This window comes from Cupriavidus sp. YAF13 (genome assembly GCF_052113425.1).
GTDB lineage: Bacteria > Pseudomonadota > Gammaproteobacteria > Burkholderiales > Burkholderiaceae > Cupriavidus.
Genome location: NZ_JBFRDD010000044.1, coordinates 36,893 through 49,490 on the forward strand (window position 1 = coordinate 36,893; position 12,598 = coordinate 49,490).

13 protein-coding genes are annotated in these 12,598 nt (G+C 66.9%); 6 read left to right on the plus strand and 7 right to left on the minus strand.

All coding sequences use genetic code 11. The annotated features are described in order from the left end of the window. Positions 1 to 109 precede the first annotated feature (109 nt). The 5 genes from AB4061_RS29360 to AB4061_RS29380 all read left to right on the plus strand — a co-directional run bounded on the left by AB4061_RS29360 (position 110) and on the right by AB4061_RS29380 (position 3,489). Positions 110 to 523 carry a YciI family protein gene (locus AB4061_RS29360; RefSeq protein ID WP_441639744.1) on the plus strand — a complete coding sequence of 138 codons (414 nt, stop codon included), beginning with the start codon at positions 110 to 112 and terminating at the stop codon, positions 521 to 523. 76 nt (positions 524 to 599) lie between these two features. Further along, complete coding sequence (locus AB4061_RS29365; protein ID WP_441639745.1) at positions 600 to 1,136, plus strand: SRPBCC family protein; 537 nt, start codon at positions 600 to 602, stop codon at positions 1,134 to 1,136. A 58-nt stretch (positions 1,137 to 1,194) separates the two neighbouring features. Next, positions 1,195 to 1,611: a VOC family protein gene (locus AB4061_RS29370; protein ID WP_441639746.1), complete on the plus strand. Its 417-nt coding sequence runs from the start codon at positions 1,195 to 1,197 to the stop codon at positions 1,609 to 1,611. A gap of 5 nt (positions 1,612 to 1,616) precedes the next feature. After that, positions 1,617 to 2,903 (plus strand): RNA polymerase sigma factor, encoded by a 1,287-nt coding sequence (locus tag AB4061_RS29375; protein WP_441639747.1) that lies wholly within the window; start codon positions 1,617 to 1,619, stop codon positions 2,901 to 2,903. Between the two features lie 217 nt (positions 2,904 to 3,120). Then, the gene (locus tag AB4061_RS29380; protein ID WP_441639748.1) at positions 3,121 to 3,489 is read left to right on the plus strand and encodes a calcium-binding protein; all 369 of its coding nucleotides are present in this window, start codon (positions 3,121 to 3,123) and stop codon (positions 3,487 to 3,489) included. Between the two features lie 558 nt (positions 3,490 to 4,047). Here the strand turns inward: AB4061_RS29380 and AB4061_RS29385 are convergent. From AB4061_RS29385 to AB4061_RS29415, 7 genes are all read right to left on the minus strand, one after another. After that, entirely contained in the window at positions 4,048 to 5,247 is a 1,200-nt protein-coding gene (locus tag AB4061_RS29385) for an ABC transporter permease (RefSeq protein ID WP_441639749.1), read from the minus strand. Positions 5,248 to 5,250: 3 nt separating this feature from the next. Further along, on the minus strand, positions 5,251 to 6,459 hold the full coding sequence (locus AB4061_RS29390; RefSeq protein ID WP_441639750.1) for an ABC transporter permease: 1,209 nt from the start codon (positions 6,457 to 6,459) through the stop codon (positions 5,251 to 5,253). After that, on the minus strand, positions 6,446 to 7,141 hold the full coding sequence (locus AB4061_RS29395) for an ABC transporter ATP-binding protein (protein WP_441639751.1): 696 nt from the start codon (positions 7,139 to 7,141) through the stop codon (positions 6,446 to 6,448). The genes AB4061_RS29390 and AB4061_RS29395 overlap by 14 nt, the downstream gene beginning before the upstream one ends. After that, entirely contained in the window at positions 7,138 to 8,274 is a 1,137-nt protein-coding gene (locus AB4061_RS29400) for an efflux RND transporter periplasmic adaptor subunit (RefSeq protein ID WP_441639752.1), read from the minus strand. The genes AB4061_RS29395 and AB4061_RS29400 overlap by 4 nt, the downstream gene beginning before the upstream one ends. A 294-nt stretch (positions 8,275 to 8,568) precedes the next feature. Further along, complete coding sequence (locus tag AB4061_RS29405; RefSeq protein WP_441639753.1) at positions 8,569 to 9,780, minus strand: aminotransferase class V-fold PLP-dependent enzyme; 1,212 nt, start codon at positions 9,778 to 9,780, stop codon at positions 8,569 to 8,571. Between the two features lie 37 nt (positions 9,781 to 9,817). Next, the gene (locus tag AB4061_RS29410; protein WP_441639754.1) at positions 9,818 to 10,291 is read right to left on the minus strand and encodes a RidA family protein; all 474 of its coding nucleotides are present in this window, start codon (positions 10,289 to 10,291) and stop codon (positions 9,818 to 9,820) included. A 159-nt stretch (positions 10,292 to 10,450) separates the two neighbouring features. After that, positions 10,451 to 11,368, minus strand: coding sequence for a LysR substrate-binding domain-containing protein (locus AB4061_RS29415; RefSeq protein WP_441639755.1), 918 nt, complete (start codon positions 11,366 to 11,368; stop codon positions 10,451 to 10,453). Between the two features lie 295 nt (positions 11,369 to 11,663). Here AB4061_RS29415 and AB4061_RS29420 point away from each other — a divergent pair, with 295 nt between their 5' ends. Continuing rightward, positions 11,664 to 12,539 (plus strand): glutamate/aspartate ABC transporter substrate-binding protein, encoded by an 876-nt coding sequence (locus tag AB4061_RS29420; RefSeq protein WP_441639772.1) that lies wholly within the window; start codon positions 11,664 to 11,666, stop codon positions 12,537 to 12,539. Positions 12,540 to 12,598: the final 59 nt, after the last annotated feature.

A 12,598-nucleotide genomic window follows, 5' to 3' on the forward strand; every position in this document is an offset into this window, starting at 1 on the left:
TGGCGGCGCGCGGTTCGTCGTACCGGTAAGAGTCAACGAGATGGCAGCGGCGTGCCGCCGCCATGGCTCACCACCGACAACCAGCCACCTCAAGCTAAGGAGAACCGCGATGCGATTCATGATCCTGGTGAAAGCCACGCAAGGCAGTGAAGCCGGCGCGATGCCGGACGAAAGCCTCTTCGCCGCGATGGCGGCGTATCACGAGCAGCTGGCCAAGGCGGGCGTGCTGCTCGACGCCGCCGGGCTCAAGCCCACTTCCGCCGGCTGGCGCATCCGCTATGCCGGCGGTCAGCGCACCGTCATCGACGGGCCATTTGCGCAAAGCAAGGAAATAGTGGCGGGCTACACGCTGATCCAGGTGCGCAGCCGCGAGGAAGCGATGGAATGGGCGCGGCGCTTCCCGTCGCCGCATGGCGATATGGCCGACGGCGAGATCGAGGTACGGCAGCTGTTCGAGCTGGAGGACTTCGCGCCGAGCCCTGCGGTGGAGCGCTTTCGCGACCTGGACGTTGGCCAGCACTGAGCCAACCATCCCACGATCACCCGATTCCACCCGATCACACCCGAGCCCACCCCAACCTTTGCCGGATCCCGACACCATGCTCAAGCCCATCCTGCTCGCCGCATTCGCCGCCATTGCCCTGTTGCTGATCTACGCCGCCACGCGGCCCGATACCTTCCGGGTTGAGCGCAGCGCCAGCGTCAAGGCGCCGCCGGAGCGCGTGTTCGCGCTCATCAACGACCTCCACAACTTTAACCAGTGGAATCCCTATGAAAAGAAGGACCCGTCCCTGAAGGGCACCTACGGCGCCACGCGCAGCGGGCAGGGCGCCGCCTACGCCTGGGAGAGCGACAAGGTAGGCGTGGGCAGCATGGAAATCGTCCAAACCGTGCCGGCCGCCAAGGTCACGATGCGGCTCGATTTCATCAAGCCGTTCGAGGCGCACAACATCGCCGAATTCACGCTCAGGCCGCAGGCCGATGCCACCAAGGTGACATGGTCGATGGAAGGCGCCGTGCCGTACTTTGCCAAGCTGGTGCACCTGGTCTTCAATATGGACAAGATGGTGGGCAAGGATTTCGAGCAAGGGCTGGTCAACCTGAAGACGCTGGCCGAGGCGCCGGTGGCCCGTTGAGCGGGGCAACCCGCCGAGCCTCCATCCAATCACGCGAAATCGAATCCAAGGACGAATCATGCATAAGCAAATCTACCTGAACCTCCCCGTGGCCGACCTGCAGCGCTCGCAGGATTTCTTCAAGGGCCTGGGGTTCACCTTCAACCCGCAGTTCACCAACGACGACGCCGCTTGCATGGTTATCGGCGAGAACATCCACGCGATGCTGCTCAAGCATGCATTCTTCAAGACCTTCACCACCCGCAAGCTGTGCGATACCACCGAGAGCACCGAAGTGCTGATCTGCATCTCCTGCGAGAGCCGCGCCGAGGTGGACGCCCTGGTCGCCAAAGCCGTGGCCGGCGGCGCAACGGCGCCGCGCGCGCCGCAGGACCACGGCTTCATGTACGGGCACGGGTTCGATGATCTCGACGGGCATATCTGGGAGTTGGTGTATATGGAGCCCTCGGCACCCGGCGCGACCAGCGCGGCTTGAAACACATGGCGACGACGACACCGACGCAGCGGGCGATCGAAGCCGTCTGGCGCATCGAATCCGCCAAGGTCATCGCCCACGTTGCGCGCGTGGTGCGCGACGTGGGCCTGGCCGAAGAACTGGCGCAGGACGCCCTGGTTGCCGCGCTGGAGCGCTGGACCGAGACCGGCGTGCCGGACAACCCGGGCGCATGGCTGATGACCACGGCGAAGAACCGCGCGCTCGACCACTTGCGCCAGCAAGCGCTGCACGCCCGCAAGCACGAGCAGATCGGCCAGGATCTCGAAGCGATGGAGGCCCACGTAGTGCCGGATTTTGTCGATGCGCTGGATGCCGCGCGCGAGGATGACATCGGCGATGACCTGCTGCGGCTGGTCTTCACCGCCTGCCACCCGGTGCTCTCCACCGATGCGCGGGTTGCCATGACGCTGCGCCTGCTGGGCGGGTTGACCACCGAGGAAATCGCGCGGGCCTTCCTGACCCCGGAGCCCACCATCGCCCAGCGCATCGTGCGCGCCAAGCGCACGCTCGGCGCCGCGCGCGTGCCCTTCGAGGTACCCGGGCCCCAGGCGCGCGCGCCGCGCCTGGCCTCCGTGCTGGAAGTGATCTACCTGATCTTCAATGAAGGCTATTCGGCCACCGCCGGCGACGACTGGATGCGCCCCGCGCTGTGCGAGGAAGCGCTGCGCCTGGGCCGCACCCTGGCCGGCCTGGCTCCGGAGGAAAGCGAGGTGCATGGCCTGGTGGCGCTGATGGAGATCCAGGCCTCGCGCACGCATGCACGGGTCGACGCGCAAGGCCGCCCGGTACTGTTGCTGGAACAGGACCGCAGCCGCTGGGACCACCTGCTGATCCGGCGCGGGCTGGTGGCGCTGGCGCGCGCGCAAGAGCTGGACGGGGCGCTCGGCCCCTACGCCTTGCAGGCGGCGCTGGCCGCCTGCCACGCCCGCGCCACCACGGCGGCCGATACCGACTGGGCGCAGATCGCCGCCATCTACGACGCGCTGTCGGAAGTGGCGCCATCACCCGTGGTGGAGCTCAACCGCGCGGTGGCGGTCGGCATGGCTTTCGGCCCCGAGGCCGGCCTGGAACTGGCGAATGCGCTCCTCGCCGAGTCCTCGCTGGCGAAGTACCACTTGCTGCCCAGCGTGCGCGGCGACTTGTTGTGCAAGCTCGGCCGCTTCGACGAAGCCCGCGCCGAGTTCGAGCGCGCTGCCGGCATGACCCGCAACACCCGCGAGCGCGAGTTTTTGCTGGGGCGGGCGCGGGATGCGGGGGCTACCCGGCCATGACTCGCTAGCGCGCATTGCTGCGCGTCACCACCGTCTGCCTGGCAAAACCCTTATATCGGCTACCGAAATAACTAAATTCCCCAATGCCGGAAAGCCGACGATGATCTTAGCCATGGGCCCGGGGGATCGATTGCTCCCGATCTCTGCACAAGCCATCCGGTCGCCGACGATCGCAGGACCGGCGGGCCTTACCATCGAAGTGTTCTAGGGGACTCCAATGATTCCACGGCTACTGTCGACTGCCAGCCTGACGCTGGCCGCATTCTTTGCATCCGGCACTGTCGGCGCGCAGCAACCCGCGCCACAGCCCGCGCCACAAGCCGCACCTCAGGCGGCGCCCCAAGCCCCCATGAATCCAAAGGAAGCCAAGGCGAAATTCGCAGAGACGTTCGCTGCCGCCGATACCAACCACGACGGCAAGCTGAGCCGCGAGGAAGCCGAGGCCGGCATGCCGGAGGTCTACAAGGCCTTCGACAAGATCGATACGCGGAAGAAGGGCGCGATTACGCAGAAGCAGATTGGCGCGTACTTTGCGGCCAAGGCCAAGCAGAAAGCCGCGGCGCAGAATCCGGGAAGCCTGAACTGACCTGGTGGTGCCGGCGGGGAACTTGCGAGCTGAATGCGCCAAGGTTCCGCCGGCAGCGGACGGTGGGACAGCGTCGCAAATGCGGGTCCCTGACGACAGAGATCCCCGGAAAACTGGCCGGATCGAAGCCAGTGCCGGGGAGCTTTAATGATTCCTTGATTCCTTGATTCCTTGATTCCTTGATTCCTTGATTCTCTTTATACCTTTGATACCGGACAACGATGGAGGATCTTTGTTGTCCTTTCGGTCAGGTCAGGAGGTTGAAGGCGAACCCTAGCGCGATCGCGCCGCCGAGCGCCTCCACTGCTGCCAGCGCGAGAAGGTTCTTCAGAATGAAGCTTTCGTCCTGCTTGGTCACCATGGTGTTGTCTCCTGGAGTCGGAATCCCACGGCTGGAATATGGTGGCAAGCTAAGCAGTGCCAATCCACGCTCCAGCCACGTCTTGATTCGCTTCCAGTAGACCGCAACCCGGAGCCGGAGAGAAGCTGGCATAAACCCCTATTCAGGCAGCCGGAGGACCACTGGCCTGAAAGCCGGGAAAGCTGCGGTTCTGGTTTCTATTCCGATCGCAAGGCCTCCTGCGGAGCAAGCCGTGCCGCCCGGCGTGCCGGCAGCACGCCGGCAGCCAGACCGATCACCACCGCCACCAGCTCAGCCAGCATGGCGTAGGACCACGGTGTGTGGACTGGCAGCGCCGGCAACGCCGCCGCGAGCACCAGCGCGATGCCCCATCCCAGCAGCAATCCGATCATGCCGCCGATGGCGGCGAGCAGCGCGGCTTCACCAAGGAAGAGGAGCATGACCTGTGCCTCGGTCGCCCCGATGGCGCGCAAGAGACCGATCTCGGATGTGCGCTCGGCCACAGCGATGGTGAGAATCGTGAGGATTCCCACGCCGCCCACGATCAGCGAGATGGCGCCGATCGCTGCTACCGCGAAGGTGATGGCATCGAGCACGGTGCCGAACACTTCCAGCATCTTTTGCTGGGGCGTGACGGTGAAATCCTCGGCACCATGGCGCGCGCTCAACAGGCGCTTGATGCCGTCCTCCACGTCGGGGAGCGCAGCGGTGGGATCGTAGGTGACCTCGATCTCGACCAGGCTTTCCCGGTTGAACAGGTCCAGGGCGCGGCCAGCCGGTATATAGACCGTATCGTCCAGGTCGAAGCCCAGCATCTGGCCCTTCGCTTCCATCACGCCTACCACGCGATAGCGCTCACCGCCTACGCGGATGCGCGCGCCCAGCGGGTTGTCGCCGCCGAAGAGTTCGCGTGCCACTCTCGCGCCGAGTACCGCCAGCGTTCGCGCGGCGCGCGGATCGTCATCGGGCAGGAATTGGCCGGTGGCCACGCGCATGCTCAGCGCTTCGGTGAACCTGGCCCCGACACCATACAGCGTCACCCGCCTGCTCTTGCCGAGGTAGTCGACTTCGGCGTTGCCCTGCACCAGTGGGTTGGTCACGCGCACGTGGGGGGCATGGCGCAGGGCGATGGCGTCTTCGATCGTGAGCGGGCGCACGGTGTTGATCGACCCGAGCGAAGCGCCGTGGGTCTGGGTGCGGCCTGGCGTCACGCCGATCAGATTGGTGCCGAACTGGGTGAACTCTTCGATCACGAAGCGATGCAGCCCTTCGCCGATCGACGTCAGCAAAATGACCGCGGCGATGCCAACGGCAATGCCCAGTGCGGTGAGCGAGGTGCGGAGCCGGTGAGCAGCCAGCGAGGCGAGGGTGAAACGGATGAAGTCTGCGTAGCGCATGGGTCATCGTCCCGACAGGGCCAGCACCGGATCCAGCTTTGCCGCGCGTTGGGCCGGTGCCACGGCGAAGGCGATGGCGGTCACGACGGCGATGGCCGGCGCCCCCAGCAAGGCCCACCAAGGCGGCGTGAAGGGAATCGCCGGATAGAGCTGCACGGCAAGCCTGCACGCGGCTTCGCCCACAGCCAGGCCCGCGGCCACGCCACCGAGCGCCAGCAGTACGGCTTCGGTGAGGAAGAGCAGCCGGATGTGGCCAGCGGTGGCGCCGAGCGCCTTGAGCAACCCGATTTCGCGCTGGCGCTGGGTCACGGCAATCAGCATCACGTTCATGATGAGGATGCCGGCCACGGCAAGACTGATAGCCGCGATGCCGCCCACCGCCAGCGTGAGCGCGCGCAGGATGCGGTCGAACGTGGCGAGCACCGCGTCCTGTGTGATGACGGTCACGTCGCGCGTGCCTTCGTGGCGCTGGCGAATGATCTCCTCGGCGTCGGCCTTGGCGCCCTGAATCTGCTCGCGGGCCTTGGCCTCGATCAGGATGCGGAACAGCGAGTCGGTGTTGAACAGGGCCTGGGCCGCGGACAGCGGAACGATGACCAGTTCGTCCGTGTTGAAGCCCAGCGATTCACCCTGGCCGGCCAGCAGCCCGATCACGCGAAAGCGCCGGTCTCCGATGCGCAGCCACTCGCCTAGCGCCTGGCGCGTGCCAAACAGCTCTGTCGCCACCCGGGTGCCGATCACGCACACGGGCTGGCCGTGGTGCGGATCGCCCTCGGGCAGGAAGCTGCCCTGGGCTAGCGCCATATGGCGCACCGCCAGCAATTCGGCGGTGGACCCCAGCACCGGCGCTTCGCGCCGCCGCGCGCCGACATGCAGATCCGCGTTCCCGACAATGAGGGGCGCGATGCGCGCGACGGCGGGACTGCGCCTGAGCGCGAGTGCATCGTCCAGCGTCAGGTCGCGCGTGGTTGCGCCCAGCACGATCCCCGGCGCTGCGCCGGCCGTTTCGCTGCGCCCGGGCAGCACGATGACGAGGTTGGTGCCAAGTGCGCCGAACTGGTTCACCACGTATAGCCGTGCCCCCTCGCCGAGCGCGCTCACCGCCACCACGGCGGCAACGCCGATGCCCATGGCGAGCAGGATCAGCAGGCTGCGTGAGCGGTAGCCGCGCAGTACCTGCCAGGTGAAACCGAGGACGTCAGTGAGCCGCATGGTTGTCCTGCCGCGCCTCGTCACCGGCAATGCCGCCGTCCAACATGCGCAGCCTGCGCCGGGAGCGGGCGCCGATTTCCGGGTCGTGCGTGACCACGATCAGCGTTGCCCCCTGCGCATGCAGGCCTTCCAGCACCGCCATGACTTCCTGGCCGGTATGCCGGTCCAGATTGCCGGTGGGTTCATCGGCGAGAATCATCGCCGGGCGCATGGCCATGGCACGCGCGATGGCAACCCGCTGGCACTGCCCGCCCGAGAGCTCGTCGGGCCGGTGCCTGGCGCGGTCTTGCAGGCCGTACTCGCCGAGCAGTGCGTCCACGCGGCGTCGTCGTTCGGCCGGGTCCATCCCCGCGAGCACCATCGGCAGCTCGATGTTCGCGGCGGCGGTGAGGCGCGGCACCAGGTGAAAGAACTGGAATACAAAGCCGATCTTCTCCCGCCGCAAGCGCGCCAGCTCGTCGTCCGGGAGAGCGGTTATATCGCGGCCGCCCAACTGGTAAGTCCCTGTATCGGCGCGGTCCAGCAGGCCCAGGATATTGAGCAAGGTGGACTTGCCGGAACCCGATGGGCCCATGATGGAAAGGTACTCTCCCTGAGCAACCGCCAGGTCGATGCCATGAAGCGCGTGCACAGCCTCGCCGCCCAGCACGAATGTCCGCCCGATGCCGTCGAGCCGGATCATTTTGCTTGCGTCTCCGCGGTAGCCGGTTCTGCCTCGACAGCGGCGATACCCGCCTGGAGGCCAATCCGTTCCGGCGAGGTGACGACGCGCTCGCCGCGCCTGAGCCCCGTGGTCACCTCGGTGAACTCCGCGTTGGCAATCCCGGTGCCGATCATGCGCGCTTCCAGCCGGCCGGCGGCGTTCAGCACCAGCACGCGGTTGCCGGACGCCAGCGCCGTGGTAGGGATGCGCAGCGCCTGGTCGCGGGCATCGGTCACGATTTCCACATCGGCGCTATAGCCCACCAGGAGATGGCGGACAAGGTCGGGACTGTCGAACTGGACTTCGACCTCGACGGTGCGTGCCTGCTTCTCCAGCGCCAGCACATAGGGCGCGACGCGCCGCAGCCTGCCCTCGAAATGCCTGCCGCGATAGGCGTCCAGGGTGACCCGTGCCGGCATACCTACCTGCAGGCGTGCCGCGTCGATCTCGTCGATCGGTGCGGATACATAGAGGCACGAGTCGTCGATCAGGTCCACGGCAGGCAGCGTCGGGATGCCGGGCGGCGAGGGCGTCAGGTACTCGCCAATCTCGCCGTTGACTTCGGCCACCACGCCGTCGAAAGGCGCCTTCAGCACCGTGCGCGCAGTATCCGCGCGCGAGGCGGCGATACGCGCCCCGGCCTCCTTCACCTGCGCCTTCGCGGATTCGCACGCGGCACGCCTGGAGTCGGCGTCGGCATCGGTCCGCTCCACCGCCTGGGGCGAGACGAAGCCTTTCGCCACCAGTTCCCGCGAGCGCCGGGCGTCGCTTGCCGCCACCTTGGCCAGTTCGCACACTTCGCGCACGTGCGCGGCGGCTGTCAGCAACTGGTGTCGCGAGAGTTGCTCGCGCGCAACCAGATCTTCGTTCCAGAGGACGAGGAGTACCTGGCCAGCCTTCACGCGATCGCCCTTGTGGATATTCAGCACCTCGATGCGTCCGGCCGCCGGCGGCGCCAGTTTCGCCCGCCGGCAGGCCGAAACCGAGCCTGCCCGGGTGTTGGCGACAGTGGCCTCGACGCGCCCCTGCTCGACCCTGGCCGTCAGTACCGCTACCGGCTTGGCCCGGGTTGCGTACCAGCCTGCGGCAACGAGGCCTGCGAGTATCGCCACGACCATCGCGATGCGCCTGACGAGGCGGTTGCGCGTTAGCGTTCCTGGCGGAGACAGGGCTTTGTCTGGCATAGGGTAGGGATGCGAAGACGTCGGGTGCGAATGCTGCGATGCATCAGCCTCACCGTCCACCGTCCCGCGGTCTCTGTATCCTAGCCCGTCGCGCCACCAAGCGCCACATGAGGCATCTGCCCCGCCGCCTTGCCGGGAATCGTACGTGCGCCTGCGTTGGCTAGCATGACTGGCCTCGATATCGCGCGATGCGCTGCGCGATGAAAGGCCCGGTCCGGCGCCCTAACGCACCAGCGCCCGCAAGCCCTCCAGCAATTTCCCGATCTCCGCCTCGGTGGTCAGGTAGCTGACCGAGGCGCGGGCGATCTGGCTGAGTCCGCGGGCATGCATATCCAGGGGGGTGTAGGCGACGCCGTTGCTGCCGATCACCACGCCCTGCGCCGCCAGGCTGCGCTGCACCGACACCGGGTCCTGGCCCGCCAGGTTGAACGCCACCAGTCCGGAGCGCTCGTGGCCCTGGTCCAGCACCGTCACGCCGGGTATGGCGGCCAGTTGCACGCGCAGCGCCTGCGCGGTGGCATCGATCCGCGCACGGATGTTCTCAAGGCCGATCTCCAGCGCTTCCTGCAAGGCGTTGGCCAGGCCGCAGCGCAGTGCCATCGAGGCTTCCGCCGATTCGAAGCGGGCCGCGCCGGCCCGCAGCACCGGCTCGCCGTCCGCATCCAGCGGCGCGGAGTACGTGTCGACGAATGCCGGTGTGAGCCGGGGCAGGAAATCCTGCCGCACATAGAGCAGGCCTGTTCCCCTTGGGCCGCGCAGTGCCTTGCGCCCGGCTCCGCTGAGCACGTCGCAGCCCAATTGAGCGACATCGATCGGCAATTGCCCCACCGCCTGCGCGGCGTCGATGAAGTAGGGGATGCCGTGGCGCCGCGCCACCTTTCCGATGGCCGCTGCCGGGTTGATCAGCCCGCCGTTGGCCGGCAGCCAGGTCAGGGCAATCAGGCGCACGCGGTCGTCCAGCATGGCCTCCAGCGCCTCGGGATCCACCGCGCCGCGGTTATCGGACGGAATGACTTCGATCGATGCGCCCGCGCGCTGCGCCGTCAGGCGCATGGTGGCGAGGTTGCCGCCCCATTCGTGGCGCCCGACCAGGATCCGGTCGCCGGCTTGCCAGGCCCCCAGGGCGGCGAACGCGGCGCCCCAGCCGGGCGAATTGCCCGTGGTCAGCGCGATCTCCGCCGGCTGGGCGTTGAGCAGTTGCGCGGCGAGGGTGCGCGCGCGTTCCGTTTGTTCGCGCGCCGCGACGCCGGCTTCCATCGGCCCCAGCGTGGCTTCGCGCCGCAGGTGGCTGTAGATCGCCTCGAGCGTGGCCGCTGACGGCAGGGAGGCGCCGCCGTGGTTGAAATGCGTGGTGCCTTGCGCACCCGGGGTAAGGGCGCGCAGGGCGTCGACGGCGGCAGCGGTAAGGGGGGCTGCGGTGAGGGGGGCTGGCATGGGGGTTCCTGGGGGGGGCCTGGGATGTGCGTCCGGTTCAGGCCGAGGTCAGCGAGATGACCGCTTCGACTTCCACGGCAACCCCGGCAGGCAGCGAGGCCACGCCCACGGCGCTGCGCGCATGGCGGCCTGCATCGCCGAAGACCTGCACCATCAGGTCCGATGCACCGTTGGCGACGGCGCTCTGGCGCTGGAAGTCCGGCGTACAAGCTACAAAAACGCCCAGCCGCACCACGCGGGCCACCCGGTCGAGCCGGTCACCCGTGGCGGCGGCGATCTGCGACAGGACGCCGAGCGCCGACAGCCGCGCCGCCCGCACGCCGTCTTCGTCCGAAATATTGTCGCCCAGGCGGCCCAGGTACGCGGCCTGGCCATGTTCGCGCGAGATCTGGCCGGAGATGAAGAGCTGGTTGCCGTCCTGCACGAACGAAACGTAGTTGGCGGCGGGCGCGGCCGCGGCTTCGAGGGTCAGCCCGAGTTCGGCCACGCGGGCGGAGAGGGAGAGGGTCATTTGGGTTGCGCGGGAAAGAGATTGGGAAGGCCCATCCTATCGGCTTGGCGGCCGGGAAACCAATCAATTCTTGCCTCGCCACACATGAGCAAAACTAATTCGTGGGTGATCGCTTGGCGCCACGTGGCACCAAGCGGCACCACGCGGCACCACGCTGCGTCAGGTGCCGCCCGGCGCATCCTCGGCTGCCTCCGCCATCAGCCAGCCACGGAAGGCCGACGCGGCCTCGCCCAGCGCGCCGCGCGGTGCGACCAGCCACCAGCCTATGCCGGGATCATCCAGTACCGCGTCGGGCAGGGCCTGCACCAGCGCGCCGCTGGCCAGTTGCTGGGCGWTCAGGCGGTGGCGGCCCATGGCGATGCCCTGGCCGGCCAGCGCCGCTTCCACCACGATGTTGTAGTCGTGCAGATGCACGGTCTGCGCCTGGCTCAGGTCCAGGCCAAAGCGGCGTGCCCACGCGTCCCACTCGAACGGCTGCCGGGCATGCGACGATAAAAACGCAAAGCGCAGCAGGTCCTGTGGCTTGGCGGGCCGGTCCGGCCCGGCGATCAGTCCGGGCACGCAGACTACCGACAGGCGCTCCGGCATGAGCTGCTGCGCCTGCACGCCTGGCCAGGCGCCGCGCCCGTAGCGGATCGCCACGTCGACCTCGCCGCCGGCCACGTCGGCCAGGCCGATATCGGGCCGCAACTGCAGGTCGATGCCGGGATGCGCCAGCGAGAACGCCTGCAAGCGCGGCGCCAGCCAGCGCGTGCCAAACGACGCCAGCAGCCCCACGGTCAGCGTCGTGCGCGCCGTGCCGGGCGCCCGTACCTGCTCCGTGCCATCGCGCAGCAGTTCGAACGCCGTGTGCACCTTGGCGTAATACGCCTGCCCCGCGGGGGTCAGCACAACCGCGCGGGCACGCCGCTCGAACAGCGTCACGCCCAGGTCGCTCTCCAGGCGCTGGATATGGTGGCTGATGGCGCTTTGTGACACAAAAAGCTCTTGCCCCGCCAGGCTGAAGCTCAGGCGCCTGGCGGCGGCTTCAAACGCGCGCAGGGTCACGAGAGGCGGCAGGGATCGCATGGAACGCATGAGGCGGAATCAAAAGCGGGAGGCGAGCGCGACATGCTACGCCTGGTTGCGCAGGCCTGCTGGTTCCGCCATGCCTCAAAACGAGGCCGGTCATGCACCATTTGTATCGCCTTATTTGGTGCGCGATGCGTCTGTTACTTCATTTTTCCCGTAAAAAATACATATGTTTCATGGTTATCCATGATGGAACAGTTGTTGCTCAGTGAATAGTATTCAAACGCGATGGCCCGTCGCGTGTCTGCTAAACAAGGAGCGATAAATGAAAGCTGTGAAAGCCACCTGCCTCGGATTGGCAATGCTGGGAGCGATGCTTGGCGCGGGGGCGGTCCAGGCCTCGGGTGTGGCTGCCAGCCCCACGCTGGCCCGGATCAAGGAGTCGGGAACGATCACGATCGGGCACCGCACCACCTCGATCCCGTTTTCCTACTACGACAGCAACCAGAAGGTGATCGGCTACTCGCAGGACATCTGCGACAAGGTGGTGGCCGAGGTCAAGAAGCAGGTGGGGTTGGCCAAGCTTGACGTCCGCATGGTGCCGGTCACGTCGCAGAACCGCATATCCCTGGTCCAGAACGGCACGGTCGACCTGGAGTGCGGGGTCACCACCAACCTGAAAGCGCGCCAGCAGCAGGTGGCGTTCTCCACCACCTTCTTTGTTGCCGGCACGCGCCTGCTGGTCAGGAAGGGCGGCCCGGTCCACGACTTCCCGGACCTTAGCGGCAAGGCCGTGGTCACCAACGCGGGCACCACGTCCGAGCGGATCCTGCGCAAGCTCAACGACGACAAGAAGGCCAACATCACCATCCAGAGCGCCAAGGACTACGGCGAGTCGTTCCTGATCCTGCAATCGGGCCGCGTCTCCGCCTTCATGATGGACGACGTGCTGCTGTCGGGCGCGAAAACGCTGGCGCCGAACCCGGCGGAGTGGGAAGTGGTGGGCACGCCCCAATCGTTCGAAGCCTATGGCTTCATGATGCGCAAGGACGATCCCGAGTTCAAGAAGCTGGTCGACGGCGTGATCACCGGCCTGATGAAAAGCGGCGAGATCAAGGGCCTGTACGCCAAATGGTTCAGCAAGCCGGTGCCGCCAAAGAACATCAATTTCGAGTTCCCGATGAGCGCAGCGGTCAAGAAGGCTTACGACCAGCCGAACGATGAAGCGTTTGAGTAATCCCGTACCCGGAGGAGACCAGCATGACCGTTGTCAAGAACGCCGCCACCCTGGATGAT

Coding starts and splice junctions, on each gene's coding strand:
- AB4061_RS29360 (WP_441639744.1), top strand. CDS start 110: ATGCGATTCATGATCCTGGTGAAAGCCACGCAAGGCAGTGAAGCCGGC.
- AB4061_RS29365 (WP_441639745.1), top strand. CDS start 600: ATGCTCAAGCCCATCCTGCTCGCCGCATTCGCCGCCATTGCCCTGTTG.
- AB4061_RS29370 (WP_441639746.1), top strand. CDS start 1,195: ATGCATAAGCAAATCTACCTGAACCTCCCCGTGGCCGACCTGCAGCGC.
- AB4061_RS29375 (WP_441639747.1), top strand. CDS start 1,617: ATGGCGACGACGACACCGACGCAGCGGGCGATCGAAGCCGTCTGGCGC.
- AB4061_RS29380 (WP_441639748.1), top strand. CDS start 3,121: ATGATTCCACGGCTACTGTCGACTGCCAGCCTGACGCTGGCCGCATTC.
- AB4061_RS29385 (WP_441639749.1), bottom strand. CDS start 5,247: ATGCGCTACGCAGACTTCATCCGTTTCACCCTCGCCTCGCTGGCTGCT.
- AB4061_RS29390 (WP_441639750.1), bottom strand. CDS start 6,459: ATGCGGCTCACTGACGTCCTCGGTTTCACCTGGCAGGTACTGCGCGGC.
- AB4061_RS29395 (WP_441639751.1), bottom strand. CDS start 7,141: ATGATCCGGCTCGACGGCATCGGGCGGACATTCGTGCTGGGCGGCGAG.
- AB4061_RS29405 (WP_441639753.1), bottom strand. CDS start 9,780: ATGCCAGCCCCCCTCACCGCAGCCCCCCTTACCGCTGCCGCCGTCGAC.
- AB4061_RS29410 (WP_441639754.1), bottom strand. CDS start 10,291: ATGACCCTCTCCCTCTCCGCCCGCGTGGCCGAACTCGGGCTGACCCTC.
- AB4061_RS29420 (WP_441639772.1), top strand. CDS start 11,664: ATGCTGGGAGCGATGCTTGGCGCGGGGGCGGTCCAGGCCTCGGGTGTG.